This is a genomic window from Dehalococcoidia bacterium, assembly GCA_025054935.1.
Classification (GTDB): Bacteria; Chloroflexota; Dehalococcoidia; order SpSt-223; family SpSt-223; genus JANWZD01.
This window is the reverse complement of the sequence record JANWZD010000001.1, coordinates 1-25889: the sequence shown is the minus strand read 5'-3', so window position 1 is coordinate 25889 and position 25889 is coordinate 1. Positions and strand designations below refer to the sequence as shown.

At 67.7% G+C, this 25889-nt stretch carries 22 protein-coding genes; 4 read left to right on the top strand and 18 right to left on the bottom strand.

Annotation, left to right across the window (positions count from 1 at the left end; all coding sequences use genetic code 11):
* Positions 1 to 15 precede the first annotated feature (15 nt).
* From NZ773_00110 to NZ773_00080, 7 genes are all read right to left on the bottom strand, one after another.
* Positions 16 to 696 (bottom strand): cysteine hydrolase, encoded by a 681-nt coding sequence (locus NZ773_00110; protein MCS6800335.1) that lies wholly within the window; start codon positions 694 to 696, stop codon positions 16 to 18.
* An 80-nt stretch (positions 697 to 776) separates the two neighbouring features.
* Entirely contained in the window at positions 777 to 950 is a 174-nt protein-coding gene (locus tag NZ773_00105; protein ID MCS6800334.1) for a hypothetical protein, read from the bottom strand.
* Between the two features lie 27 nt (positions 951 to 977).
* Positions 978 to 1280, bottom strand: a complete 303-nt coding sequence (locus tag NZ773_00100) for a hypothetical protein (protein MCS6800333.1) — start codon at positions 1278 to 1280, stop codon at positions 978 to 980.
* A gap of 158 nt (positions 1281 to 1438) precedes the next feature.
* The gene (locus NZ773_00095; protein MCS6800332.1) at positions 1439 to 2095 is read right to left on the bottom strand and encodes a LysE family translocator; all 657 of its coding nucleotides are present in this window, start codon (positions 2093 to 2095) and stop codon (positions 1439 to 1441) included.
* Positions 2096 to 2098: 3 nt separating this feature from the next.
* Positions 2099 to 3589: an MFS transporter gene (locus NZ773_00090; GenBank protein MCS6800331.1), complete on the bottom strand. Its 1491-nt coding sequence runs from the start codon at positions 3587 to 3589 to the stop codon at positions 2099 to 2101.
* A gap of 123 nt (positions 3590 to 3712) precedes the next feature.
* Positions 3713 to 3928, bottom strand: a complete 216-nt coding sequence (locus tag NZ773_00085) for a DUF951 domain-containing protein (GenBank protein MCS6800330.1) — start codon at positions 3926 to 3928, stop codon at positions 3713 to 3715.
* A 27-nt stretch (positions 3929 to 3955) separates the two neighbouring features.
* Positions 3956 to 4825 (bottom strand): DUF1992 domain-containing protein, encoded by an 870-nt coding sequence (locus NZ773_00080; GenBank protein ID MCS6800329.1) that lies wholly within the window; start codon positions 4823 to 4825, stop codon positions 3956 to 3958.
* Positions 4826 to 4845: 20 nt separating this feature from the next.
* On the opposite strand from NZ773_00080, the gene NZ773_00075 reads away from it, so the two are divergent.
* The gene (locus NZ773_00075) at positions 4846 to 5919 is read left to right on the top strand and encodes an aminomethyltransferase family protein (GenBank protein ID MCS6800328.1); all 1074 of its coding nucleotides are present in this window, start codon (positions 4846 to 4848) and stop codon (positions 5917 to 5919) included.
* 180 nt (positions 5920 to 6099) lie between these two features.
* On the opposite strand, the gene NZ773_00070 is transcribed toward NZ773_00075, so the two are convergent.
* Both NZ773_00070 and pepE read right to left on the bottom strand, forming a co-directional pair.
* Positions 6100 to 7497 (bottom strand): cytochrome P450, encoded by a 1398-nt coding sequence (locus NZ773_00070; protein ID MCS6800327.1) that lies wholly within the window; start codon positions 7495 to 7497, stop codon positions 6100 to 6102.
* A gap of 69 nt (positions 7498 to 7566) precedes the next feature.
* Positions 7567 to 8283 (bottom strand): dipeptidase PepE, encoded by a 717-nt coding sequence (pepE, locus tag NZ773_00065; protein ID MCS6800326.1) that lies wholly within the window; start codon positions 8281 to 8283, stop codon positions 7567 to 7569.
* Between the two features lie 138 nt (positions 8284 to 8421).
* On the opposite strand from pepE, the gene NZ773_00060 reads away from it, so the two are divergent.
* The gene (locus NZ773_00060) at positions 8422 to 11937 is read left to right on the top strand and encodes a DNA polymerase III subunit alpha (protein ID MCS6800325.1); all 3516 of its coding nucleotides are present in this window, start codon (positions 8422 to 8424) and stop codon (positions 11935 to 11937) included.
* A 62-nt stretch (positions 11938 to 11999) separates the two neighbouring features.
* Here NZ773_00060 and NZ773_00055 read toward each other — a convergent pair whose 3' ends face one another.
* Positions 12000 to 13460, bottom strand: a complete 1461-nt coding sequence (locus NZ773_00055; GenBank protein ID MCS6800324.1) for a hypothetical protein — start codon at positions 13458 to 13460, stop codon at positions 12000 to 12002.
* The gene (locus NZ773_00050; GenBank protein ID MCS6800323.1) at positions 13457 to 14668 is read right to left on the bottom strand and encodes an amidohydrolase; all 1212 of its coding nucleotides are present in this window, start codon (positions 14666 to 14668) and stop codon (positions 13457 to 13459) included. Before NZ773_00050 ends, NZ773_00055 begins: the two co-directional genes overlap by 4 nt.
* Positions 14669 to 14785: 117 nt before the next feature.
* Between NZ773_00050 and NZ773_00045 the strand changes: the two genes are divergently transcribed.
* Positions 14786 to 15652 carry a hypothetical protein gene (locus NZ773_00045; protein MCS6800322.1) on the top strand — a complete coding sequence of 289 codons (867 nt, stop codon included), beginning with the start codon at positions 14786 to 14788 and terminating at the stop codon, positions 15650 to 15652.
* A gap of 13 nt (positions 15653 to 15665) precedes the next feature.
* On the opposite strand, the gene NZ773_00040 is transcribed toward NZ773_00045, so the two are convergent.
* Genes NZ773_00040 through cmr1 form a run of 7 tightly spaced genes read right to left on the bottom strand, consistent with a single transcriptional unit; the run spans position 15666 to position 23659 of the window.
* Positions 15666 to 16925 carry a TIGR02710 family CRISPR-associated CARF protein gene (locus tag NZ773_00040; protein ID MCS6800321.1) on the bottom strand — a complete coding sequence of 420 codons (1260 nt, stop codon included), beginning with the start codon at positions 16923 to 16925 and terminating at the stop codon, positions 15666 to 15668.
* A 6-nt stretch (positions 16926 to 16931) separates the two neighbouring features.
* Positions 16932 to 18092, bottom strand: a complete 1161-nt coding sequence (gene cmr6 / locus NZ773_00035) for a type III-B CRISPR module RAMP protein Cmr6 (GenBank protein MCS6800320.1) — start codon at positions 18090 to 18092, stop codon at positions 16932 to 16934.
* Between the two features lies 1 nt (position 18093).
* Entirely contained in the window at positions 18094 to 18495 is a 402-nt protein-coding gene (locus NZ773_00030; protein ID MCS6800319.1) for a type III-B CRISPR module-associated protein Cmr5, read from the bottom strand.
* 13 nt (positions 18496 to 18508) lie between these two features.
* The gene (gene cmr4 / locus NZ773_00025) at positions 18509 to 19378 is read right to left on the bottom strand and encodes a type III-B CRISPR module RAMP protein Cmr4 (protein MCS6800318.1); all 870 of its coding nucleotides are present in this window, start codon (positions 19376 to 19378) and stop codon (positions 18509 to 18511) included.
* On the bottom strand, positions 19378 to 20538 hold the full coding sequence (locus NZ773_00020; GenBank protein ID MCS6800317.1) for a type III-B CRISPR module-associated protein Cmr3: 1161 nt from the start codon (positions 20536 to 20538) through the stop codon (positions 19378 to 19380). Before NZ773_00020 ends, cmr4 begins: the two co-directional genes overlap by 1 nt.
* Complete coding sequence (gene cas10 / locus NZ773_00015) at positions 20535 to 22319, bottom strand: type III-B CRISPR-associated protein Cas10/Cmr2 (GenBank protein ID MCS6800316.1); 1785 nt, start codon at positions 22317 to 22319, stop codon at positions 20535 to 20537. The genes NZ773_00020 and cas10 overlap by 4 nt, the downstream gene beginning before the upstream one ends.
* Complete coding sequence (cmr1, locus tag NZ773_00010; GenBank protein ID MCS6800315.1) at positions 22316 to 23659, bottom strand: type III-B CRISPR module RAMP protein Cmr1; 1344 nt, start codon at positions 23657 to 23659, stop codon at positions 22316 to 22318. Before cmr1 ends, cas10 begins: the two co-directional genes overlap by 4 nt.
* 513 nt (positions 23660 to 24172) lie before the next feature.
* Here cmr1 and NZ773_00005 point away from each other — a divergent pair.
* Positions 24173 to 25867 (top strand): SNF2-related protein, encoded by a 1695-nt coding sequence (locus tag NZ773_00005; GenBank protein MCS6800314.1) that lies wholly within the window; start codon positions 24173 to 24175, stop codon positions 25865 to 25867.
* The last annotated feature ends 22 nt before the right edge of the window (positions 25868 to 25889 follow it).

Here is a 25889-nt window from a genome sequence, read left to right as displayed (position 1 = left end):
ATTATAGGCGTGCTGTCAGCTCGCGGCCGGCGTCGCGTGCGGCGCGCCGACGCCCCAGATCCGCAGCAGCTCGTCGACGGTGGTCACCACGCCGAAGCGATGGCGGACGTTGGCGAGCGTCGCCTCATGGAGTTCGCGGCTCCAGGAAGCGCAGGCGTCGGCGGGAACGACCACGTAGTAGTCCAGTTCGAAGCCGGCGCGCAGGGTCGACTCGACGCAGGCGTTGGTCGAGGTGCCGGTCGGCAGGATCGTCTTGATCCCATGGCCGCGCAGGATCATGTCGAGGTCGGTGCCGGTGAAGGCACTATAGCGATGCTTGCGCACTTCGACATCGCCGGGATGCGGCTGCAGTCCCTCCAGCAGGTCGTGGCCCCAGGTGCCGGCAACGCACATGTCGAGCACGCCGAAGGTTGCCCGCGACCGCGCATCGATCCAGGGACCAGAATGGCTGAGGCCGCCGGGAATGGTAGTGAACTTCACCCAGACAACGAGCCCCCCAGCCGCGCGCAGCCCATCCGCAAGGCGGCGGATCGCTGGGACGATGGCAAGCGCCGCCGAGACGTCGCGCCCCCCCTCGCGGGCAGAAAGCCCGTCGGGAGCGCAGAAGTCGTTCTGCATGTCGATGACAAGCAGGGCAGTATGCTCAGGCCGAACCTTCTCTTCGAGCGTCCGCAGCACCTCAATTCGCGGCGGCATCCTCACCTCCCGGTCGCGAGGGAATACGGCATCGCCTGCACCTAGCAGCGGGTCGCACTGTCACGATGCGCGCCCCGATTTTAGACCGGAGTAGCCTCGCGCTCGACCGGCGCCGCCGCGGTGGCGATCATCGCTTCCTCGAAGAGCGGGATGAAGGTCGGCACCGTCGCAATCGATCCGGCGACAACGACCGTCGTAACGGGAACCCGAGCGCGTGACCATGCTGACAGGTGGGCTGCCCATGCGCGGGGCAAAGCCGCGCATAGTCAGCGGGAGGCTCCTCAAGACGAAGGCGCTGTTCGCCGTTCGGAACGCGCCGCAGCACCCGCGGCAGGAGCGCGATCGTGAGCAGCGCGGCGCCGATCGGCATCAGACGAGGGGGGCGGCCGCTCCGGACGGTTGCCCGCGGCCATCCGGAGCGAAGTGACGATCGCAAGCAGGCCACAGGGGGCCATCACGAGAAAGGCCGACGGCCAGGCGGCCGCAATGAGACGGCCAGCGAGAAGCAGCGTAACGACGATGCCGCTGACGTGCGAGGCCGAGACGCCAAACGCGTCGGCGATAACGGGGAAGGCGAACTGCATCAGGCAGAACGCGGCCAGAGCGATTGCACAACCGACCGCCGCGGTGAAAAGCCCCCGCCCGGACAGCAGCCATGCGCGTTCGCGCGTCTTCGGCGCGCAGGGAGCAAGAGCGTGTCTGCAGAACGCGCCACCGCTGCTGTCAGCGCCGGGCCCTGCAGCTAGCGCCCGGCGATGCTCATGACAGCGGAGACGCCGAAGAGGACGGCGAGGACGATCATCGCCACGCCGAGCGCCGCCATCACCCCCTGATAGAGACGCCGGCTCAGCAGGCGGACGCCGCGCGCCATCGCCACCGAGACGAGGCTGTACCAGCCGAAATCGGACAGGATATGACCGACGAAGAAGACGGCGAGCCCGAGTGCGCCGAAGGCGACCGCCTGCCCGAGCAAGCCGGCGCCGACGGTCGCCCACCAGAGCGCCCAATAGGGATTGCCGAGCGAGAGAAGCGCGCCGGCCGCGAAGGCTCCCCTCAAGCGTCGGCCGCCTGCCTCGGCCGTGCGCAGCGCCGCCGGGTCGGGCAGGGCAGGCACAGCACGCAGCGTTCCTGCCGCCATCCAGAGCAGCACCGCCGCGCCGAGCAGGCCCAAGCCGGCAAGGACGGTCGGCTCGCGGACGAAAGCCGCAAGCCCGAGCCCGAGCGCAAGAACGAGCGGCAGCTCAACCGCGGCATGGCCGAGCACGAGGACCGGACCGACGAGCGCGCCGTGACGCGCCGCCGCCGCGACATTCCATGTCAGCATGGGGCCAGGCGATGCCGCGCCGGACAAGCCGGTGAGAAAGGCAGCGAGAAAGAGCGCGGCCAGCCCCCCTTCCATCGGCTACCCGCTAGAACGCCGCGATCCTTCTGCGGGATATTCCGTCGCGCCATTGGGGCTCGGCGGCCGCGGCCGATGCGGTGCGGCGTCCGGCAGGATCGCCGCCCCAGCGTCAGACGGCTGCGGGGCGGCCATCTCCGGCGCGGGCGGGGAAGCCGCTGCCTCGCTGGCGGCCGCCTGGGCGCTGCGTACTGCTGCGCGGATCTTCTGGGTCTGCCGGACTGAGAACCACGCGATCCCCAGCACGGCGATGCCCACCAGCCCGAGCACGAGCAGAATACCGACTTGGTCGGCCAGTTGGCCGATAAAGACGAGCGGGATGATGGAGGCGAGACTGCCGAACATCAACTGCACGGCAAAGACGCGCCCGCGCATATCGACCGGCGCGCGCTCCTGCAGGATCGTCTGAGCGGTGACATTAACGAACGCAAGCGCTATCCCCATTGCGAGCGCCGTCAAGCCGACGATGATCAGCGTGATCGTGAGCGCTTCGCTGCCCGGCCGGAGCGCCCCGCCGCTGAGCGCGCGCTCTGCCGCCGACACAGCGGCGATCAGCAGCATGCCGACACCAAAGAGAAGCAGACCGAAGTTGACGATGGAGAGAAGGCGGAAGCGGCGGGAGATCTTGGTGAGCAGCGCAGTGCCGGCGAGGATGCCGAGGCCGGCCGGCCCGAACACGAGGTAGGTGTCGTCAGGACTGAGGTTCAGTTCGCGCGAGATGAAGCCGGGAGCGAGCGTCGCGAGAATGAGGGTCAAGGTGGTGACCACTGTCAGATGCACCATCGCGAGGCTGATCGTCAGGTCGCCCCGGAGCAAGCGCCAGCCCGCAAGGACCTCCCGGCCAAGGTCATGGAAAAAGCGGCCTTCGCGGCCGAGGCGCTCGCCGCGATCGCTCGGCAGCCGGATCAAAATCAGCGAGCAGAAGATATAGGCCAGCGAGACGCCAATCAGCGTTCCCTGCGTGCCGAACGCCTTGGTCAGCGGCGGTCCAATCGCGATAAAGCCGAGCACCTGCGACAGATTGAAGGTGATGTTGAACAGGCCGTTCGCCGAGATGAGCCGATTGCGCGAGACGATGCGCGGGATCATCGCGGCCTCAGCAGGAAGGAAGAACTGACTGATCGTCATGAAGGTGAAATTCAGCGCGTAAAACAGCACCGGCTGCTGCTCAAGGAAGAGGTAGCCGAGCACGGCGACGGCGCGGAGGGCGTTGGTGGCGATCAGCACGCCCTTCTTGTTCCAGCGGTCGATCAGCACGCCGGAAGCGACGCCGAACAGCACCGCCGGCAGCACAGTCGAGAGCACGAGCGCGCTCATATGTGCCGTCGAGCGCGTCCGTTCCTCGACGAATACCATCAAAGTGAAGAACGTGACATTCTGGACAGTCTGCGAAACGGCCTGCGCCGTCCAAAGCGCCAGAAAATTGGGATTGCGAAAGACGGGGACATCCGCAGGACCGCCGGGCGCTGCCCCAGCAACGCTGGAGACACTCACCCTCGGCCTCGCCTCAGTCGCTTAGTCATGCTGCGCCTTCCTGCCCTCCTCGGGCATCCGCCGGCTCGCGCTTCCGGCGAGCGACACGCAGGGGAATGATAGGCGCTTTCTGCCCCCCGCTCGTCACCCCCCTGCCGGCGGCTCAGGACCGCGTGAGAGAAACGCTTTGATGCGGCGCTCGAAGACAGGACGCTCGATCATGACGCGATGATTGCAGGTGAGACACCGCGCGCCGATATCGGCGCCGACCCGGACGACGCGCCAGTCGGAGCCGCCGCAGGGATGCGGCTTCCGAAGCCGAACGACATCGCCGACGCGGATTTCTACGATCGCCACCATGCTCTCAGTATAGTCCCAGCGCGCGTCCTACTCCTCGTCGGGGTCAACGAGCTCTTCCCACCGACGGCGGCGCAGCATATCGGCAGCATGGCTGAGCGGATTGAGCGCGGCAAGCCATTCGAGCGGCAGGCCTCGCTCCGGCCGCCGCTTCCGCAGCTTGCGGCTCGCTTCGAGAAGCTTGAGGCGGCGGGCAGCCGCGCGCTCGTCGGAACTGGACGCAGGCGCGTCGCTCGGGGCCAGGTCGCGCGGCGGGAAGAGCGGTTGCGGAACGCCCGGAGCAAAGTCCGGCAGCGGAAGCGGCGGAGGGAGAGCGACTTCAGGCCAGCCGAGTGCAGCAGCAACAGGCCGATAGGCGGCGAGCAGCGGCTCCAGCCGGCGCTCGATCCGTATCGGCGCTTTCTGCAGGAAGGGCTGCGGCACAATCAGGTTAAACCGGGCGACCTTCAGCCGCAGCTCCTCTGCTATCCCGCCGGCGCGCCCGAGGTAGCGCCGCTGGATCGCCTCGACCCCCGCGCGGCGCCGCTCGCGCTCGCGCGGTCCGAGCGCGCGCAGCTCCGGAAACACCGTTTCGAGCCACCGCTGCTGCTCCCGCTCCAGCGCATCGATCATGTCCTGGAGCGCGTCGATTTCCTTCGCAAGCTCGATCCACGCCGGCAAGATCCCGGCGTTCTGCAGCACCCTGTTCGCCGCCCATTGATCGCGGTCGACAACGTCATCGTGGCTGAAGTCGAGCGGCTTGCCGCGCCCGCGCAAGTTGCGGAACTCGCCGCGTTCCATTGCTTCGCGGATCCGCTGCTCAGCGAGGCTTTCCGGATAGTTCTTCTCGCGGTGGATGGGGCTGCTCCGATGCGCTCTTGGGGAAAGTGTAGCGTCAGGAGACGAGAGCGTCCCGTACACTTTTTACGGAGGAGGCGAGGATGGAGCTACCAACCTTCCGCCAGCAGCACGCGTTAGGAGCAGCGCTCGCCGAGCGGTTCGGCTGGCTGGTGCCGATGGACTATGGTGACCCCATCGCCGAAGCGCGAGCGGTGCGCGAACGCGCCGGGCTGGCCGATCGATCTGACCGCGGCAAGGTCCGGCTGGCCGGACCCGACCGCGTCGCGTTCCTGCAGGCTTTAGTCACCAACGACGTGAGCGCAGTCGCCCCGGGCCGCGGGATCTATGCGCTCGGCCTCAATCACAAAGGGCAGATCGCCGCGGAGTTTCCAATCCTGCCCTGGGGCGAAACCTTGCTTCTCGCCGTTGAGCCAGAAGAGCGCGCTTTTGTCATCGGGTGGCTTCGGCGGTTCAAGCTCCGCCGCAAGGTTGAGATCGCCGACGTGACCGAATCGATCGGGCTCTTGTCGCTCGTCGGCCCGGCAGCGCCGGCGATCCTTGCGGCGTGGCTCGGGGAACCACTCATCCTCGAGCGCGATGCGGTCGCCGAACGAGAATGGCGCGGTGCGCCGCTGCTTCTTGCCGGCAACCGCGACCTTGGAGAAATCGGCTACGACCTCTACCTGCCGAGTGACAAGACAGCAGAAGCGTGGGAGGCCCTCCGCGCCGCCGGCAACCCGCGCCCCTTCGGCCGGACAGCGTGGGAAGCGCTGCGGATCGAAGCTGGGACGCCGCGGTACGGTCCCGAGCTGAACGAGTCAACCCTGCCGCCGGAAGCGCAGCTGGAAACGCGCGCGATCTCGTACACGAAGGGCTGCTACCCCGGGCAAGAGATCGTCGCCCGCATTAAAAACCGCGGGCATGTCAACCGCTTCCTGCGGGGACTGCAGTTCGACCCGGGGCCGGTGCCCGCCCCCGGAGCCGCGCTCTGGGCCGGCGATCGTCACGTCGGAGCGGTGACAAGCGCAGCGCTCTCGCCGACACTCGGCCTCCCGATCGCCCTCGCCTATCTCCGTCGTGAGGTTGTTCCCGGTGAGCGCGTCCGCCTCGACGACGGCCGGGAAGCGACCGTCGTCGAGCTGCCATTCCGGGCTGTCGCGGAGGCCGTCCGATGATCGTGCCAGAACCTGTCGCTCCCGCAGTCGCTCCCGCGGGGGCAGCGATCGCTGCCGCCCTCCTTTCATTACTCGCGGGCGCGCTCTGGCGCCGTCGCCGGGGGGACCACTGCTGAGAGCACGGAGCGAGCGCCGCTCCCGGCATGATTGCCCCGCCTTCTGAGGCCGGCTGCGCTGCCGTTACGCCGGCTCGCTTCCTGCTTCGGCGAGCAGCGGCGCGTCGGAACGCGCGTTCTCGGGGTCGCCTGCGCGGTACGCCGCGCTGCCGAGGGGCCGCGCTCGTCGCCGAACAGCCAGCAGGAGCCTGCCTTTTGGCCGGAGGGTGACCAGCGGCTCGGTCGCCGGCGGCAGTTCCGACACCGGCAGGAAACGCCAGCGGCGGACGAGGGTGGCAAGAATGATCGTCGCCTCAAGCCAAGCAAACCCCTCGCCGAGGCATTGCCGCGAGCCGCCGCCGAAGGGGAAGAAACTGAATTTCGGCCGCGCGGCTACCGCCTCGGGGAGCCAGCGGTCGGGGTCGAAGCGGTCAGGGTCGGGGTACCAGCGGGGGTCGCGGTGGGTGACCGCCGGGCTGACGACAACGACCGAGCCGGCCGGCAGCAGATAGGGCCCGACGTGATAGTCGCGGAGCGCCCGACGCGACATCGCCCAGACCGGCGGATAGAGACGGAGCGACTCGCTCAGCACCATCTCGGCGTAGCGCAGCCGAGGCAGGTCGTCCATCGTCGGCGTGCGGTCGCCGAGCACGCAGTCCACCTCCTCCTCAAGCCGCTCTGCAACCGCCGGGTGAGCGGCAAGCAGCATCATCGTCCAGCTGAGCAGATTGGCCGTCGTCTCGTGTCCAGCGAGGAAGAGCGTGAGCACCTCATCGCGGAGATGGCGGTCGCTCATTGCGCCATCCGCAGCGGCAGCGATGAGCATCGAGAGCAGGTCACCCGTGTCTCCCGTCGCGCGGCGCTGCTGGATCAGCGCCGCAATGGCCGTGTCAAGCGTGCGCACGGCGCGGCGGTAGCGTCGCGTCTCAGGGAAGGGCAAGCGGTGACGGATCTCCGCGAACGGGTCAACAGTTCGCTCCGCCATGTAGGCATTGACGATCGAGACTGCCGCGCCCAATTCGCGGGCATCACCGGTCACATCGGCGCCAAACAGGGTCTCGGCGACGATAGCGAGCGTTAGTTCCATCATCGCGCGAGCAGCATCGATCGTCTCGCCGTCGTGCCAGCAGGCCGCAAGGTGAAGAGCGCGGCGTCCCATCGCCTCAGCGTAGCCGGCGATGCGCCGCCGATGAAAGGCAGGCTGCATCATGCGGCGATGGCGGCGATGCAATTCGCCTTCGCTGCCGAGGAGCCCCTCCCCCAGGACCGCTTTGATCCACCGGATCGACGGGCCTTGGACGAACTGCTGCTGATGGGTGACCAGCACATCGCGCACATCGTCCGGATGGCAAAGCAGGACGACGAGATACGGCCACCGCGCGAGGGACGCGACATCGCCGTACTCAGCGGCGAGCGCGCGAAGAAAGCCGATCTTGTCCCGGTGGTATGCGCGAAAGGCGCGAAACAGCGGGTCGAAGCCCAAGCCGGGCGGCAGCGCCGTCAGAGCTCCTCCATCGCAGACGGTGTTCCGATCTCACGAAAAGTGTACGCCTCAAGCGCCAACATCGAAGCGGGGGGTCAGGGCAAGCAGCCAAGAGAGGTCGGTGCCCGGCGCAACCTCCACGGGGTCGTGCCCGCGCCGAAACAGCTTTGCGCCGGCAACTCCCTCGAGGCGCAGCGTGCGGTCGCGGCGGCGGAGCCAGCTCCCCTCCCGCAGCCCAAGCACAGCGACATCGTTTTCCTCGAGAAATTCGGCAATCCGCATGTCGCGTGTCTCGCCGCCGGGCGAGGACGCCCCTTCGACATAGTGAGGGTTGATTTGGAACGGCAGGAGACCGAGCGCCTCGAAGGAGGAAGGCTGGACGATCGGCATGTCGTTCGTCGTCCGGATGCTCGGGCAGGCGACGTTTGCGCCGGCGCTCGCGCCGATGTAGCGCAGGTCGCCGGCTTCGACCCGCCGCCGCACGAGGTCGAGAAGGCCGAAGGTCTGGAGCGCCTTGAGCAGGCGAAACGTGTTGCCGCCGCCAACGAAGAGTGCCTGCGCTTCGGCAAGCGCCGCCCGCGGGTCAGCGACGCGATGCAGCCCGATTACTGTCACCCCGGGCGGCGCGAACGCTTCCTGCACCCGGGCGGTGACGGCATCATGCTGAGCGAGCGCCCAGGGCGCGAAATACAAGGTGGTGGCGCCGCCGAGGCTGGCGCGGATCTCAGCGAGAACCCGGTCACGATAGGGCCGCATGTCGCCGCCGGAGAAGAGAAGAAGGTCCATTGTCCGGTTACCCCGTGCAACCTAGAATATGCGCAAGATTTAGCGCTCGATGCTATGAGCATCCCCTCGATATTGAAGTGGTAGCACGCAGCTCGGCTGCCTGCCATACTGGGCGGCAGCATCGTTCAGGGGGAGCCAGTGGCCGAGTTCGCGCATCTGCACGTTCATACCGAGTATTCGCTGCTCGACGGGCTCTGTCGGATCCCCGTGCTGATGGACCGCACGCGCGAACTGGGGATGAACGCGATTGCGCTGACCGATCACGGCGCGCTCTACGGCGCGGTGCAGTTTTACACCGAAGCGAAAGCGCGGGGGATCAAGCCGATCATCGGAGTTGAGGCCTATGTCGCCCCGAACCGCCACACCGATAAGACGGCAGCCGACAAGAACCCCTTCCACCTTGTCCTCTTGGCGAAAGACCTGACCGGCTATCGCAACCTCCTCGCCCTCACTACCGCTGCGTGGGTAGACGGGTTCTATTACAAGCCGCGCATCGACCGCGAGCTGCTGGCTCGTCATCGCGCCGGGCTGATCTGCCTCTCAGCCTGCCCGAGCGGCGAAGTTCTTCGCGCCATCCACGAGGGCCGGAGTGAAGACGCCATCGCCACGATCGGCTGGTATCGCGAGGTGTTCGGAGAGGACTACTTCCTTGAGGTGCAGCGCCATGATATGCCGGCGTTCGCGCGCGCCTACGCTGAACTGGTCGACCTCGGACGTGCGCTCGGGGTGCCGCTCGTCGCCACAAACGACCTGCATTATGTCTATGCAGAAGACCATGAAGCGCAGGACCTGCTGATCTGCATCCAGACGAACGCCCAAGTCTCCGACGAGAAGCGGATGCGCATGGAGGCGCAGTCGTTCTATCTGAAGTCGCCGGCGGAGATGGCGGCAGCGTTCTCTGGGCTCGAGGACGCGCTCCGCAACACGCTGGTGATCGCCGATCGCTGCAATCTCACGCTCGATTTCGACCGGGTGAAGCTCCCGGAGGTGGAGCGGCCAGCGGGGATGAGCGCGGACGATTACCTCGCGAAGCTGTGCTGGGAGCGGCTTCCCCGCCGCTACGGCGGCCAGCTTCCCCCCCGCGTCCGCGAGCGGCTGGAGATGGAGCTGGGGGTAATCCGCGCGACCCAGTTCGCAAACTACTTTCTGGTCGTCGATGACATTCTTACCTTCGCCCGCGAGCGCGGCATTCTCTACGGCGTGCGCGGCAGCGCGGCGGCGAGCATCGTCCTGTATGCCCTCGGCATCACCTCGATCGACCCGATCGAAAAAGGGCTTGTCTTTGAGCGCTTTCTGAACATCGAGCGCAAAGAGATGCCCGACATCGATATGGATTTTCAGGACGACCGCCGCAGCGAAGTGATCGAGTATGTCGTCAAGAAGTACGGTCGTGACCGCGTTGCCCAGATCATCACCTTCGGAACGCTCGGAGCGAAAGCGGCCATCCGCGACGTCGGCCGCGCCAAAGGGCTGCCGTACAGCTTCGTCGACCGCGTGGCGAAGCTGATCCCCCAGCAGCTGCACATGACAATCGACCGCGCCATTGCCGAAAACCCTGAGCTGAAAGCGCTGATCGATCAAGACCCGGCTGTCCGCGACCTCGTGACTATGGCGAAACAGCTCGAAGGGATTACGCGCCATGCCAGCACTCACGCCGCCGGCGTCGTGATCTCGGATGAGCCGCTCATCCGCAACGTCCCGCTGCAACGCCCCGCGAAGGGAGATGAGTCGTCGATCTTGGTCACCCAGTTTGATATGGATGCGGTTGCCAAGATCGGGCTGCTCAAGCTCGACTTCCTCGGGCTGATCAACCTGAGCGTGCTCGCCAGATGCCGCGCCCTGATCGAGCAGACAACCGGGCAGCCGTTCGATCTCAGCGCGATCCCGCAGGATGACCCAAAGACGTTCGAACTGCTTTCTGCCGGGGAGACGAGCAATGTCTTCCAGTTAGAGTCGCAGGGAATGCGGCGCTATATCAAAGAACTGAAGCCGCAGAGCATCGCCGAAATCATGGCGATGGTGGCGCTCTACCGCCCCGGGCCGATGGCGCACATCCCGCGCTACATCGACGCAAAGCACGGCCGGGCTCCGGTCACCTACCTTCACCCCGTGCTTGAGCCGATCCTGAAAGAGACCTACGGCGTCATCGTCTACCAAGACCAAGTGCTGCACATTGTGCGCGCTGTCGCCGGCTTTTCGCTCGGCAAGGCCGACATCTTCCGCAAGGCAATGGGCAAGAAAAACCCTGAGGTGATGCGCGCCCAGCGCGAGGAATTCCGGCAAGGCGCTCTCGCCAACGGCTTTTCTGCCGAGCTCGCGGACCAGATTTTCGACCTGATCGAGCCGTTCGCCGGATATGCCTTCAACAAAGCGCATTCGGCCTGCTACGCCGAACTCGCCTACCAGACAGCGTATCTCAAAGCGAACTACCCCGCCCAGTATCTCGCCGCGGTGCTCTCGGCCCACCTCGACATGACCGACAAGATCGCCAGCACAGTCGCCGAAAGCAAACGGCTCGGGCTCGAAGTGCTGCCGCCCGATGTCAATCGCAGCGGCGTCGCTTTTACGATCGAGGGGGAACGGGCAATCCGTTTCGGGCTGGGCGCGATCAAAAACGTCGGCGTGGGCGCCGCCGAGGCGATCGTGGCGGCCCGCGGCGATACCCCGTTCGCATCGCTCGAGGAGTTCTGCCGCCGCGTCGACCCGCGCGTGGTCAATAAGCGGGTGCTCGAATCGCTAATCAAAGCAGGGGCCTGCGACTCCTTCGGCGACCGGGGCAGCCTGCTCGCGGGGATCGAACGGATCCTGGCGTTCGCCCAGCGCCAGCAGAAGCTGCGGGAAGCAGGACAGGCGACGATGTTCGACCTGTTCGGCGCCGAGGTGCCAGTGCCGCAGCCGACGATCGAGCTGCCGGTAGCGCCGGTCTCCGGGCGCGAGAAGCTGCAGTGGGAAAAGGAATTGCTCGGCGTCTATCTCTCCGAGCATCCGTTTGCCGCGGTCGCTTCCGACCGTTCCCTCGACGCCACCCCCTGCGGAGCGATCACCGAGGAGCATGTCGGACAGACCCTGCTCGTGGCCGGCATGGTAACGTCGGTTCGAACGCTCTTCACCCGAGACCGCCGGCCGTTCTGCACGGCAGTGCTCGAGGATCTGATCGGCTCGATCGAGGTGACTGTCTGGGCCGACGTCTACGAACGGACGAAAGACCTGTGGGTCGACGGCACGATCGTCACGGCGCGCGGACGGGTCCGGTCGCGCGACGACCGGCTGTCGTTCGTCGTCGACACGGCGGCCCGCTACCAGCCCGGCGTCAGCGAGGAGTTCACTGACCTCGCGCCAAAACGGACGCGCGTTCGAATTGAGTTCCGCGAACGGGGCAATCCGGTCGAGGACTGTCAACGCTTCGACAGTTTGATGTCGCTTCTGCAGCAGCACGCGGGCGATGACCCGGTCCAAGTCATCGTCGCCGCCCAGCGCTCGAAGGTGGTGCTCCAGCTGCCGACCATCCGAGGCGTCACCATGACGGCGGACCTCCGCGCCAGCTTGGACGACCTTGTCGGCCCAGACGCCGTCAGCCTCACTCCGATCGACCTCGTGCCTCTCGACCCCGACAGCAGCGGACGGAATGGGCGCGGTCTGAAGAAAGCCGGCTGAGGGAGGATCGCGCCGCCTCGGGCGACCGACGCTCCGCTTTTGGGCAGCGCAGTGACCGCCGGCTAGCGCGCTTGGGCGCCCGGCCCGCTGAGCGTAAGGAGAGCCGCCGCGAGGCCGGCGAACACGATCCAGAGCGCCATCAGCAGCGCGCCGTCTGCTCCCGGAGCGACGAAGCTGGGGAGGAAGGGGACAAGATTCGGCAGCCCAGAGTCGGCCAGCCGAAGCCAGAGGTGGCCGTGCCCGGTTGGGTGGTTGTACATCGTCTCCGGCCAGAGCACAAAGAGGACGCCGATCGTGAGGGAAGGCAGGGCGAGGAGAGCAGCGATGCCCCACTGCCACCAGCACGCCGGCCGGGCAGCGGCAAGAGGCAGCGCCGCCAGCGGAACGACCGCCGTCAGGTAGCGGGCTGGCGGCCCCCATTCGCCCCACCACTGAAGGTAGGCGGCGATGAGAAGGAAGTAGGGGAGGGTGACGATCAGCAGCCCGAGCGCGTCGCGCCGGCGATGGACGACAAGCGCGGGGAGCCCAGCCGCAACCAGCAGGTAGATCGGCGCGTAGATCAGCAGGCCCCACTGCTGATCGAGCAGGAGACCGGCGGCACCGATGAGCAGGTGCTGAGGGCCGCCGAAGCCGGCGTGATCGCCGCTATTCGGCAGTGGCGACCCGAACGCCCAGAGGTGGTATAGGACGATCCCCGCCGCCGAGACAGCCGCGGGCGCGAGCAGCAGCGCCACTTCGCGTGCGGTCCGCCGCCGGCCGATGACAAACCATGCCGCGAGCGCGAGCGCGAGGACGATGAAGCGGGGATGGAGCCACGGGAGGAGGCCAAGTGCCGCGCCGGTAAGCAGGGTCCGCGCGCTCCCATTGGGAAGGCGGGCGCGCCGGAAGGCGTAAACAGTGAGGAGCGCAGCCGGCAGCTCAGGAAAAATGAGAAAGCTGTAGGAAAGCAACGGGCTGCTGAAGGCGAGCAGCAGCGCAACAGCGGCGCTCCACCAGGTCCCGCCGCCCGTTTCGCGCGCTACGAGGAAGATGTTCATGGCGACGAGGCCGCCGACGACGCCCAGCGCGAGCGCGACCGCGAAGCGCCCTGCGCCGTATGCGCCCCTGCCGAGCGCGTCGCCAACGAGATAGAACGGCGCGATCAGGACCGAGAGACCGGGATAGTGCTTCGAAACATGGCCGCGCGGCGAGTTGGCCTCATGCCCGAGGAGCGGCTCGGGATAGAACTCGGAATACAGACGATCGATCGAGCGGGCGCGGGTCAGCTCGAGCGAGCCGTAACGCAGCAGCGAGAGCGCCATTTCGAGGTAGTACGGCTCGTCGCCGGTCGGCGCCGGCAGAGGCGTCGCCAGCGGCCGAAGAGCGTCGATCCGGTGCGGGAGGATGGCCCAGAAGACGCCTGTCACGCCGAGGAAGAGCAGCAGCGGGAGCAGCCATCGTCGCCGGCCGCATTCGCTCCATTTTTGCCGGCGCGGGTCCCGATGGCGGCGAACTGCCTCGCGAAGGCGAGCGCGGGCGCTCACGCGGGCGGAAGCCCCTTCACCCGGCCGGCAGCGCGCTGAGCGGCAAACTCCTCCTGCATCTGCCGGAACAGGTCGCGGTCGGTCATCAGATCGATCGCCGTCATCGCGAGGGCGCGGGCACCGTCGAGCGCCGCTTGGTCACCGCCGGACGAGCCTGCCGCGTCGCGGAAGGCAGCGGAATGACCGCTGATCCCTTCGCGGGCGATGCTCAGGTAGGCGTGGACCGCCGGGAGCGCTTGACTGACATTGCCCATGTCGGTCGAGCCCATCCGCTCGTTGCCGGTCGTCGGCGTCACGACGCGGCCGAGTGCCTCGAGATTGGCGGCAAAGGCGCGGGCGATCGCGCGGTTGGGCACCATATTCTCATAGCCGGGGGCGACGACGACCTGCGCCTCAGCGCCGGTCGCCAGAGCAGCCGCTTCCGCCACCCGCCGGAAACGTTCGAGGAGGTGCTCGGCATACTGCCGCTCAGAAGCGCGGATTGAGAAGCGGGCGACGGTGCGGCCGGGAAGCAGCGTCGGCGTGCTCCCTCCCTCGACGATGATGCCGTGCAGCCGGGCCGTCGGCAGCATGCCGGCACGGAGCGCATTCGCCCCGGCGAAGAGCTGGATCATCGGGTCGAGGGCGCTGATGCCGCTGCCCGGCGGCGCATCTGCATGGACCGACCGGCCAAGGTACGTCACCTCGACGCGCAGCGAGGCGAGCGAGCCGCGATCGACCAGATTGCGCGTCGCCGGGTGGATCATCATCGCGGCGTCAAGGTCGTGGAAGACACCTCGCTCAAGCAGGATCACCTTGCCACCGCCGCCCTCCTCAGCCGGCGTGCCGATGACGACAACCCGGCCGGGCAAGCGGCTGCCGAGCGACGCTAGTGCCAGCCCGGCGCCGACAGCTGCCGCCGCGATGACGTTATGCCCGCAGCCATGGCCGAGCTCCGGCAGCGCATCATACTCGGCGCAGATCCCAATCGTCGGGCTGCCGCTGCCGAACTCGGCGCGGAAGGCCGTTGCCAAGCCGCCAACGCCGCGCGCAACGACGAACCCCCCTGCCTCGAGCAGCGCGGTTAGGCGGGCGGCGGCGCGAACCTCCTGAAACGCAAGCTCTGGGTCAGCGTGGATCGCCCGGCTGAGCGCGATCAAGTCCTCCTGGCGCTCATCGACCGCGCGGCGAACACGCTCTTTGAGGGCGACCGTCGTTGCAAGCGACATGGGTCCTGCACAATCTTCGCACATCAGACGACCGAATGCGGCCGGCGCCTAGGATACAATGCGCCGTGAGCGGCAGCCCGCCGCGCCGGAGGGCTCGTTCCGCCGAGGGAGGGAAGTGTGAGCGACACCCGCGGCCCCGACCAGGATCCCCATGGCGACCGTGGAGCAACGGACCCGGCGCGGCAAGCGCCCTACCCCGGCGTCGAACCGACGTTCATGCCCGAGAACGAGCCGACGACCGCGCGCGCTGGCGATCTTCCGGGCGAGGAGCGGCGCGGCCCGCTCTGGGACGAGCCGGCTCTCGAGCGCGCAGACGAACGAAGCGACCCCCTCTGGAGCTCCTCGTCTCTCGAGGAGCCGGCCGCGCCCCCTTCGGCGGCCGCGCCGCCAAGCGCATCGCTCGCCGAGACCGCGGCAGCTGTCGAACCGCCTGCCCCGCTGAGCGCGTCGACGGAGGCCGCGAGCGAACGGAGCGACGAACCCAGCGGGCCGGCGCCGGCGCCGAGTGGGCCGCCTGGTGCGGAGGAGGTCGCCACTCCCCGAGCGGCCACGGAAGGCAGCGCGCCGCCGCTTGAGCCCGCTGCCGGCGCCGCGATATCGGGCGTCCCCCCCGAGCCGTCGCCGCTTGCGAGCGACCGCCCCGCGTTCGCCGAGACTGCTGGGCCAGCGATCCTCAGCTCCGCGCCGGCGGTCGCGGGCGGGCAGAAAGACCCAAGCACGGCCTTTCTCCTCGAGCTGATCCCCGGGCTGTTCGGCTTTCTCGGCATCGGCTATCTCTACGCCGGCCGGACAACCGACGGCATTATCCGCCTCGCCGCGTTCCTTCTCTACAACGTGCTGGCCTGGACGGCGATCCTTATTCTCTCGCTCGTTATCGTCGGGCTCTGCCTGATTCCGGTGCAGATTGCGATCCAAGTCGGCGTGCCGATCTGGTCATCGCTTCAGCTGCGTAAGGAGATGGAGGCCGACCGGCGGGCCGGCTAGCCCCTCTTCCCGCCTACGAGGGGTTCATCTTCGGGAAGACCGGCAGGTCGCGCTCCGTGATGCCGACGACCGCGGCAAGGGCGAGCGCCGCCGTCCAGAGCTGCTCGAAGGCCTTATCCGACACCCTCGCAAAGCCGTGCGCCAAGATCGAGTTGTTGCGCGCCACAAGCGGCGACTTCTCGCCGTCGAGACCCAATTCGCGGAACTTCGCGCCGAGCGGGGCACCGAGAGAGTCAAGGAGAAGATAGAGATCCTGCAGCCCTAGCTTGACGATGCCGTTCTCCGCGCGGGCCGCCCACTTTTCGCGCAGGGCCTCCGGCAGCCGCTCCACGGGAATTTTGTCGCTCCCCTCGAAGCCGTAGTCTTGGATAGCCAACTGCCCGAGCGCCTCGATGGCGCGGTAGAGGCGCGCGACAGCGTCGTCGTAGAGGTGCTCGTCCTTGCGGCGCTTGGCGTTGGCGATCAGGTCGATGATCAGGTCGCGGACCGGCGGCGACTCGGTCCCCTCCAGGCGCTCGAGATACCCGCGTAACTGGTCGCACTGTTTCAGAATGCGGTCGGCGCGCCCGTCGCCGAGAGCAGCGCGCAAGCCGTTTCGGTCGATGGAGGACAACGATGCGAGCGCGGCAGCATGATCGAACTGATCCCACTGTTCGAAGGCCTTGGCAAGCTGCTCGAGCGCAGCGAACTGCTGTTTGCGATGCTTCTCACGGACGTTCCGCTTGCTCTCCTCGGCGAGCCGGCGGGCAGAGGCGTAGTCGCCGTGGTCGAAAAGCAGCATGAAATCTTGCAGCGCCGCCATCCCGAGCAGTTCAACCGGGTTCGGGACGAGGATGACGCGCTCCGTCCCGGTCTGGACAATGCCAAGCCCCTCGCGGTCCCGGACCTCGCCGCCGACGTAGGAGAAGGTACACCTCGGCCAGCGCGCCGCGACGAGCGCGAGCGCCGCCGTCATCAGTTTCGTCCCGCCCGTCACGTCGACCACAACCTCGTACTCGTCGCCGCGGCCGAGCCAGTCCTCTACCTCGTCGTTCAGCTTGCGCATCGCCTCGATGCACTCGGCAAGATGCTGCGGGTTCTCGACCACGTAGCTTCTGTACATCCCGGGAGGAAGCTCGCATTTCGGGACGATCGTGGAGGCGACGCGGACATGAGAGTCCCTTGACGGGACAAAGCAGACGCGCGCGGGCTTCAGTTCCTTGATGCTCGTGATGATCGGCTCTGGGCTGCCGCCAACGGTGCAGATCAGCAGAACTTGACGGTGCTCGTTCATGGCCGCTTATCTCTTTTTTTGAGGAGACTGCATACCTTGCTGAGGAGCAGGCACACGAAACTGGCGTTGACTTCGATTAGCCACCACCAGTGCTATCCGATCGCCAACCTTCTTTTCACTCGGTACAGCGGAAGAATTCAAGATCGGCCCCTGCAAGCCTGATGGCTCGTGCTTGGCGATCCAACTGCCGTTCGGTCTCCGTTCAACCAGTACAGCCTCAACGAGGTCGCCGTTGTTCGGCATCGCAGTCTTACGAGGAGGCGCCACTTGGGCTCTAGTATCTGCCGCCGAAGTTGCGGTCAGTCGCCCGTAGCCGGCGCTCGTTTTGGCGCCGATGCCCCACGTGGCAAGGGCATCGAGAAGAAGGTGCTCAGCGAGCGCCGTCCAGTCGGGCGGGCCGGAGAGCGCGAGCAAGAACCGCACATGCGGGCGAACGGTGAGAAAGGAGACCGGGTTCGGACTGTCGTAGTCGTTCGGCCACGGCCCGTTCTGGGCGCCCGGCATGTTGTGCGCATCGTAATAGCGCTTCTGATGAACCGTCAGCACATCCATAGCGAACGGTATGCCGCTGCCCGGCACGTAGAGCGCATCGTGAAAGGTGACGAGGCCGGCTGAGGCGCCCGCAGGCTGGCCGGCCGCGCGCAGCCAGTCGTCCTCATCGGTCTCGGGCGCGCCGAAGAGCGCGCGGTACACCTCCCCGGGCCCGCGCCTGATGCGGCGGCCGTCCCACGTGATGCCGCGATAGCGCCGCCGCTTCTGCTCTTCGTCCGCCGCGTCTTGGCCGTCAGGACCGTAGACGGCGTCGACATAGTGCGCGAGCAGCCCCTTCAGCGCCGTGCCGGGAATGACCGGCACGCCCCAAGTGTGATGGACGGTCAGCCCGACGTCGGTGGCGCTGGAATTGCCGTGCCCGATGAGCAGGCGGCTGGCGAGCGTCACCTCGAGCGCCCGGTCGCCTTCAGCGCGGAAGCTCGCTTTCCACCGCTCGAAGAACCGGGCGTAGTCCGGGTCGACGGGAATGTCGGCCAGCTTGCCGAGCCACGCTTGCCGGTCGTTGTCCGGCACTTTGCCGTCGCCCGGCGAGACCGGCGCCCAGGCATCATAGGCGAGGGCGAGGTGGCTCGGCGTCTCGCCGCTCTTGACGATGTTCTCCAACACTGCCCGCATCTCACGCCTCCGTTGTCCCGAAGGTAGCTTGGGCAGCCCGCTTCAGCCACGCGGCGACGCGCAGCATCTCCCGGGTCGCGAGGATATATCCGTCGGTATCCAGCTTGCGGACCTCGTCGACGAGCGTCGTCTTGTCCGCCCTCTCGAGACCCGGGACACCCGCCGCGGCGAGATGCGCGAGGACGACCTCGCCGCGCGGGCCGAGCCGCTGGAGGGCGGCAAGCGCCGCGCACAGCCCGCCGCGCAGGATGTTTGCGCCGAGGTCGTTGACGGCAATCTCGTAGTCGCGCTGTTCGTGAGGCTTGACGCTGGCGACGCAGCGATAGGCATGGCGGGCGCGCTGCTGGTCGCGGAAGAGGGTGGGGTTCTTGCTGGCAGAGGACTGCTGAGAGGTGGTCGTCATCGTCGTCCCCTCCTCACGAAACCGGGATGATGCGGCAGCGGCCGTGGCCGGTCGTCGCTTTGCCGCCGATCTGCAGCGTTTCCTCGCGAGGCAGAGCGAAGTCAGCAACTTCCTCGGGAGAGAGCGGCCCCAGCTTGCCGTTCCTGCGGCTCCGGTCAGCGACGAGCAGCCCAATCAGCACCGTCTCCGGCGGCAAGCTCTCCTCGAGCCAGAGCGCGCCTTGGGCGACCGTCCGGGTCGTGTCGTCGAGCCGAACGCGAGCGTCGACTTGGGTCGCCGTCTCCATGAAGAACGCCATCGTGTCGTCGTCGACGATGACAAACCGCTTCGAGAAGATGTCCTCCTCGGGCGAGATCCAGGGAGCGAGGAACTGCGCCCAGCGGGCGGCCTCCGGCGAGGCGGCAGCTTCGAGGTCGAGTTCACCGAGATAGACATGGTTCTTGTGGAGAACGGCGCTTCCGCTGGTAACGAGCGCCCGCCGGCCGTCGATCGCCGGGACGGGAAGGTCGCGGGCGCGCTCATTGAGGTCGCGCTTGGCGAGCTTGAGCAGCAAGGGCGAGGTTGTCCACGCGAAGACGCCGCGGAAGCTGCGCACCGGCATCGCGAGCAGGCGAGCGTCGGTCAGCGAGAGCGCGCTGGCATGCTCATGCGCCTCGCCGGTCGGCGGCCCGAAGACCGCCTTGAGCCTCTCCTCGTTGTTATTGTCCTCGGTATTGGCATTTTGGCGGGCGTCGCGGAGGACGCCCTTCAGCGACGACCCGGGGATGAACGGGATGCCGGTTGCTTTCAGGCGCGCGATCGGCAGGTCGACGACGTCTGCCGCGTGGCCGACGCCGGCGTGGAGCGGAGAAAGCGCATGGACGAGGAAAGGACGGACGATCATCAGCTCCTCCTTGCAGGGGTCCAGACACCTGGGACGACGCGGCCATAGCCTCCGCTCGGGCGCGAGCCAAGCTGAGCGAGCCAGAGCGCCCGCGCCTCGGCGTCGGTAAAGACGCCGCCGTCGGCGCGTTCGAAGAAGTAGACCGCTCCGGGCGGAACAAGTCGGTCCGAGCGCTTGGCGACCCCCTCGCGCACCGCCCAGCCCGAGACCTCGATCGGACGAGGGACGAACGCGGCGCGCAGGACGAGGTCGACCTCGAGACCGCGCAGCCGGCCGCGATACGTCTTCGTTTCGTCATCGCGCTGGAGGCCGTTCGGCAGCCAGCCGCGGCGGAACCACGCCGGCGTGACGACGACCAGCCGCAGGCCGCGGCTTCCTGCCCGGAACGCCTCGAGCAGCGCGGGCGGCGGCGCGAACAGCTCCGCGGGCAGCGGCTCGACTGCGGCCAGCCGGGCATCCGCCCCGATCGTCGCCCAGCGCAGCCCGGCGCTCGGAAGGGTCACCTCGGCGCCGATCGCCCACTCGGCATCGCGCTCCACCGTCTCGACGACATCGTGGGAGTAGAGCAGCCCCTCCTTCGCTGTGAGGGTACTGGGGTCCACCGTAACATGGATTTGGACACGCTTTGCGAGCCGGAACCGCTCCCGTCGGACAGGGACGGGACGGCCGGCCAGCCAGGCGATGAAATCGGCGTCGGGCAGCCACGCGGGTGGCGGTTCCGGTTTCTGCCGGTCGTCAAGCTGCGGACGCCAGAGCGCCTCGCGCGCGTCGTCGTCGTCGCGGCCCAAGGTCGGCACGTCGCTTGGCACCGGGTCGAGGCGCGCCACCTCCTTCTCGTCCTTCAGCCAGCGGGCATCGGCCGGCGCCGGCCACATCCGCTGGCCGGGTTCCCACGCCGCGCCGTGCGGCCGGCGGAGCGGGAACGTCGGCCCAAGCGCGATCGCCGCTGTCTGGTCAGCCCACTCATCGGGACGAAAGGCGCGGCCGCGCCGCGCTTCTTCCGTGCGCCCCCAGGCGGTCCGGAGCGCGCCGAGGATAGTCTGGGGCCACGGCCAGTCGAGCGCGTGGCCGCGGTTCGAGGCGCTGGTAAACCAGCCGCGCCCGTCTTTGCAGAACAGCCCGTCGCGAGGAATGAGCGCGAGATGCGCGGTCTCGGTCATCGTTCCTCCTGAGCGCGCGATGCGCCGGGTTTCGCCATCTCGAGCACGCGGGCAAGCAGCACTCGGTTGACCCACTGCTCGACCGCCTCGCGGCACTCGCGGTACGATTTGGGAAGGTCGAGCCCGACCTCGGCCGGCGTCAGGCTGCCCTCGCCCGCGCGCGCCAGAGCGCGCTTCACCTCGCCCGCGAGCAGCGCTCTCCATTCCGCATCGCCATCGACCGCCTCGGCCAGCGGCAGCCGGCGGAGGACGGCCGCGATCTCATACACCTTGCGGGAGGAGAGCGGTCCTGCGAGCAGCTCTGCATCCTCCCTGAGCCGGCTGGCGGGGTCGGAGTTCCATGAAGCGCGCCAGACGCGCCGGTCGCCGGAGCGGCGGTCGACGATGACGGCGAGGGCGTTGCGCTCCTTCTTCGCCTCGCGCTCGGCGTCCCGAGCGAGGTCGAGAAGATCGCCCATGCCTTCCATCACGTGGCCGATGCCGATGCCGACCGAGAGCGTCGGCCGGTCGCCGGCGGGAACGCCCGTCTTTGCCATAGCGTCAGCAAAGCCCCGGCGGAGCGCGTCGGCGCAGGCCACCGCCTGCGGCACCGGCAGGATGGCGAGCACATCGTCGCCGCCCGAATAGATCAGCGCGCCGCGATGCCGCTGCTCGACAATGTCGCGCGCCTCGCCCGCGAACTCGGCGAGCTGCTTCGAGAACGTCTGAAGCTTCTCCGGCGAATCGAGGGTATCGAGCGCTCGCCCGACGCGGTCGCCGTCGGCGACGAGGAACGCGACATAGGGAAACGGCTCCTTCGCTCGCCGCAGCACCGGCCGAACCCAGGTCTCTCCCCACTCCTGCGGGTCACCGTTGAGATCCTGCTCACCGTTGAGATCCTGCTCTTTGAACACTGCCGGCCAGCGGTCGGGGAAGAAGATGCTGGCATCGAACCGGAACGGCCGCGCGCACGGAAGGTCGCGGGAGACGCGGGAGAGCCCGATTTCGCGTGCGGCCTCGGCGAGTTCTTCCATCTCTTTAGCGGCAATCTCCCGTGCGTAGGCCGCCCAATCGGCGACGGCGACGTTGACGACAGGGACGAACTGGTCGGGGTCGCCGCCGGCGCGCTTGATCAGCCCGATGGCGTCGAGGTTTTCGCCGTCCCCGATACGGTAGGTCGTTGCAAGCGCCTTGTCGCGGGCATCCGGCAGCCTTAAGACGGTCTTCCTCGCCCCGTCGAGGCTCGAGTTCGGGACGGCGCCGCGCTGCCATTCCCAGGCGGTGAAATCGCGCAGGAGCTTGCGCCCATCGACCGCCTGCGCGACTTTGCGCCGCGCCTCGACAAAGTTGTCTGCCGGCGCCCAGGCAGCCGTGAACTCGAGGAATGTCTCGACCTGTTCGCGCCACACGTCGTCGATATTGGGGGAGATCAGGCCGGCGCAGCGCTGCCGGACCCGGGCAGCAATCCCCGTGCGCCAGAAACGCGTCACTTCATCGCGCGTGGCGCGCGCAATGACGGCAGGGTCAGCGCCGTCAGGCGTGAGCGCGAGCAGCTTGTTCGGGATCGCCTGCGGCGGCCGGCCATTAGCGCGAACCGGCTCGTCGCAGCGGGTCAGCTCAGGGTCGCCCGCCGCGAGCGCCGGGAAGATGAGCTGTGCGCCTTGAGCGACGAGTGCCCGCGCCGCCGCCCGGCTCAGCTCAGAAAGGAGATGACTGCCGTACCAGAGGTCGCGGGTCCGGCGCGCTTGAGCGATGAAGCCCTGCACCGGCCCAAGCGTCACGAGCAGCAGCGAGCGTGTCATCGGACCACCGCCTTCGCGCGATTCGTCTCGGCGAGCCAGTCGAGGAAGGCGTCCCGCAGCGACGTCTTGCCCTGCAGCGCCTTGAAGCGCGGCGTATCGCCCGGCGCGACCAGCCGGTCAAACGGCGCGTCGGAATCGGGCACGCCTTTAAGGAACACGCGGGCGTCAGGGGGCAAGGCGCGGGTGAACCAAAGCGCGATCGGCACGAATTGGCCGTTCGCGAGGGCAAGCGGCTTGACAATCAGCGGGCTGGCGAGACGATCGTGCTCCGTGCCGTTGGAGCGCCATCGGAGCTCGAACCCCTCAGGCTCGTCGAGCCGCCTGCCATTGCGGCCATCCTTCTGAAAGCGGCCGATGATCGGCAGGCCGAACCCGGCCCGCGGCCACGCTGGCGTCCCGTTATGGCGAGGCGTGTGGCCGCTCGTCTTGCCGGTGAGATGCCGCACCTTGTCCGCCTCCGGCCAGTTGGAAATCGATGCCCGCTTGCCTCCTTGCGGGTCGGGCTCCCGCGCGCGCTCGCCTTGGGCGCCGCGCGTCCCTTGGCGGAAGTCCTGCAGCCACCCGAGCGCGGCGGTCCATGCCCGAATCGCACCCGGCTCCGGCTGGCCGGCGAAGAGGCGCGCCCCGGCCAGCAGCGGCGTCTCCCGCGACGCGCCGGCGTTCGCGAAGATGTCGCGGCCGAAGAGACGCTGGAACTCCTCGCGGCTTGCCGCCTTCGGCAGCCACGCTTCTTTGTCCGAAAGCGCCGTGAGGCTGCCGACGCCGCGCCGCGTCCGCCCGCCGTAGCCGCCGAAGAGCAGCCACGCCCGCACGGTGTCGCGCACTTCCTGTGCGCGGGCCGCCGGCACCGTGAACTCAAAGCGAACCTGGATGCCCGGGCACCAGCGCGGCGCTGCTGGGTCTTTGACCGCGCCGCGCTCTCTGGTCTCACGAGCTGGCCAGAGCGCATACGCGCCCGTGTCGCCCAAGCTCACGTTGCTGCCATCCTTTTGAGAACGCCGCTCGATTTGGACCGCAAGCTCGACCGCTGAGCGGCCGCCTTGGTCGGTGGCGGCGCGGCCCCAGAGCGCGCTCTCGGCGTCAAAGAGCTGCTCGGCGGTGGCGTAGCGGTGGCCGTGGAGCGCCCGCCACCAGAAGCGCAGGTGGCCGCGCACGGTGGCCGGCCGGATGACGTCGATTTCATCGACGGTGCGCGGCTGGACGCTCCCGCCGAGGATAGGCGTCACGACCTGAACGGTGACGTCGAACCGGCTGAGCAGCGGGCCGGCGCGGGCGGCGCGGGGTCGCCGTTCCGGAAGGTCTGCGAGCGGTGGAGCCGCGGGGTGTTCGATCTTCGCCATGATGCTCTTCCCTCCACTGGCCGACGGCCTCTCAGGATCCATCTTCCACGGCTGCAGCCGAAGCGCGACAGTCGGTCGCGGTATGCCGCCTCACCCAGTTTATTGGATTACACACTCACCACGTCTGCAATCGAACGGCGCACCGCCGGCAGAGGGGAGCGTCGCCCGGCGCCTCTCCCGCCTCCTCAACGATGCCCGCATCGAGGGAGAGAGCAGCGTTTCGTCCCCCCTCGGTGACACCGCCCCGTTCAGCGAGGGCAAGAGGCTTGACAGGCGCTTGTTTCGTCGGTATTATATAGAACACTAGTTCGGATCCGGTTCGCGAAGGACTGCGCGAGCGACGGTGCTGGCCGGGGTCGCTCTGCGTGGACCTCGCGCGGTCGAACGCTTGAAGAGCCGCGGCCCGCGCTGCCGCGTCACGCAGGGTGAAGACGCGCCGGGTGAAGGGTTCTCGCGGAGTGTTCGCGAGGCAAGGGCACCCTGCTGCGTGCTCGAAAAGGAAGGTGACGAACTATGACATACGAAAATGAAGTCATTGCCGTTACCCCGTCCTCCGATGCGCTCGAGGAAGCAGCTCGTCAATTAGCGAAGGCGTATCCCGGCTTGTACCGCCATCAGCAAAGCGGCATCGCGTTCCTGCTTTCACGGCGGCGCGCCATCCTCGCCGACGACATGGGGCTCGGCAAGACGCGCCAGGCGATTATTGCCCTGCGTGAAGCCGCTCCAGAAGGGCCGTTCCTTATCATCTGCCCGGCTGGGGTCAAGCTGACGTGGCGGCGCGAGATCGAGGCGATCGAGCCTGATGCCGCGATCACGGTGATCGACGGCGCCAACCTGCAAGCCGACGCCCGTTGGACGATCGTCAACTACGACCGGCTTGGTCAAGTGGAAAAAGCGCTGCTGGCCACGCCGTGGGCAGGCATCGTCGTTGACGAAGCGCACTACATCAAGAACGACAGCCAGCGGACAACCCGCGTTCTGCGCCTGCTCGGCGTGGGCAGCGGACCGAAGCCTGTCCGCGACCCCGAGGCGGTCTATCTGCTGACCGGCACGCCGATGGCCAACCGGCCCCGCGACCTGTTCAATCTGCTCAAGGCCGTTCGCCACCCGCTCAGCAAAAACTTCTACGTCTACGCCAGGCGCTACTGCGCCGCCCATGACAACGGCTACGGGCTTGATACGCGCGGCGCGTCCAACTTGGAGGAGCTCGCGGCGCTGGTCAGCGGCATCATGCTGCGCCGAACGAAGGACGAGGCGCTGGACCTTCCTCCCAAGACCCGCATCTGGCAGGAAATCGAAATCAAGAGCCAGAAGGCGCGTCAACTCGAGGCGCGCGCGATCGAGTTCTTCGAGAAGCATCCTGCCACGCAGGGGCCAACCTGGAGCCAGTTCCTCGGTCTGCTCAACACGGCGCGGCACGCCTTGGCCGAGGCGAAAATCCCCCATACGCTCGAGGCGGTGCATGAGCGGCTGGAAGCTGAAGAGAAAGTCGTTGTCTTCACGAACTATGCTGTCGTCGTCCAGAAACTGAAGGAGGAGCTCGGCGCGGCGGCAGTCACGATTACCGGCGACACGCCGGCAGCAGCGCGGCAGGAAGCAGCCGATGCGCTGCAGCAAGACCCTTCGATCCGCGTGCTGGTCGGCAATCTCGTCGCGGCGGGCGTCGGCTTGACCATGACAGCCGCGACCCACGTCATCTTCAACGACCTCGATTGGGTGCCCGCGAACCACTGGCAGGCCGAGGACCGGATCTACCGCATCGGCCAAACTCGGCCTGCCTTCATCACCTACCTTGTCGCGACTGAAACGCTCGATGACTTCGTCGCGGCCGTGCTCGAACAGAAGGCGCGAACGATCGGCGTCCTCGAGGAATACGCCGCCCACAATGCCTCGGTCGTCGAGGAGATCGTCCAGGCGGCGGTGCGCGGCGAGCGTCCCGAGCGGCTAACGCCGCGCTACCAGCCTCCAACCGACCGCGGCACGGTCGGCGTGCTCGGCGACGTGCTCGACCTGCTGGCCAAGGCGCGGCGCGGCCTCGCGGCGGCTGGGCCGGCGGAGCAGACGTTCACCTTCCCAAGCGAATCGCGGCCCGGTCTCGTTCATACTGTGACCGTTGCGCACGGCGTCGCGCGCTGCACCTGCGAAGGATTCGCCATCCGCGGCAACTGCAAGCACGTGCGCGCCGTCGCGAACCGCCTGGCCGCCTGAGCCTGCGCGCGCCGGGCGGCCG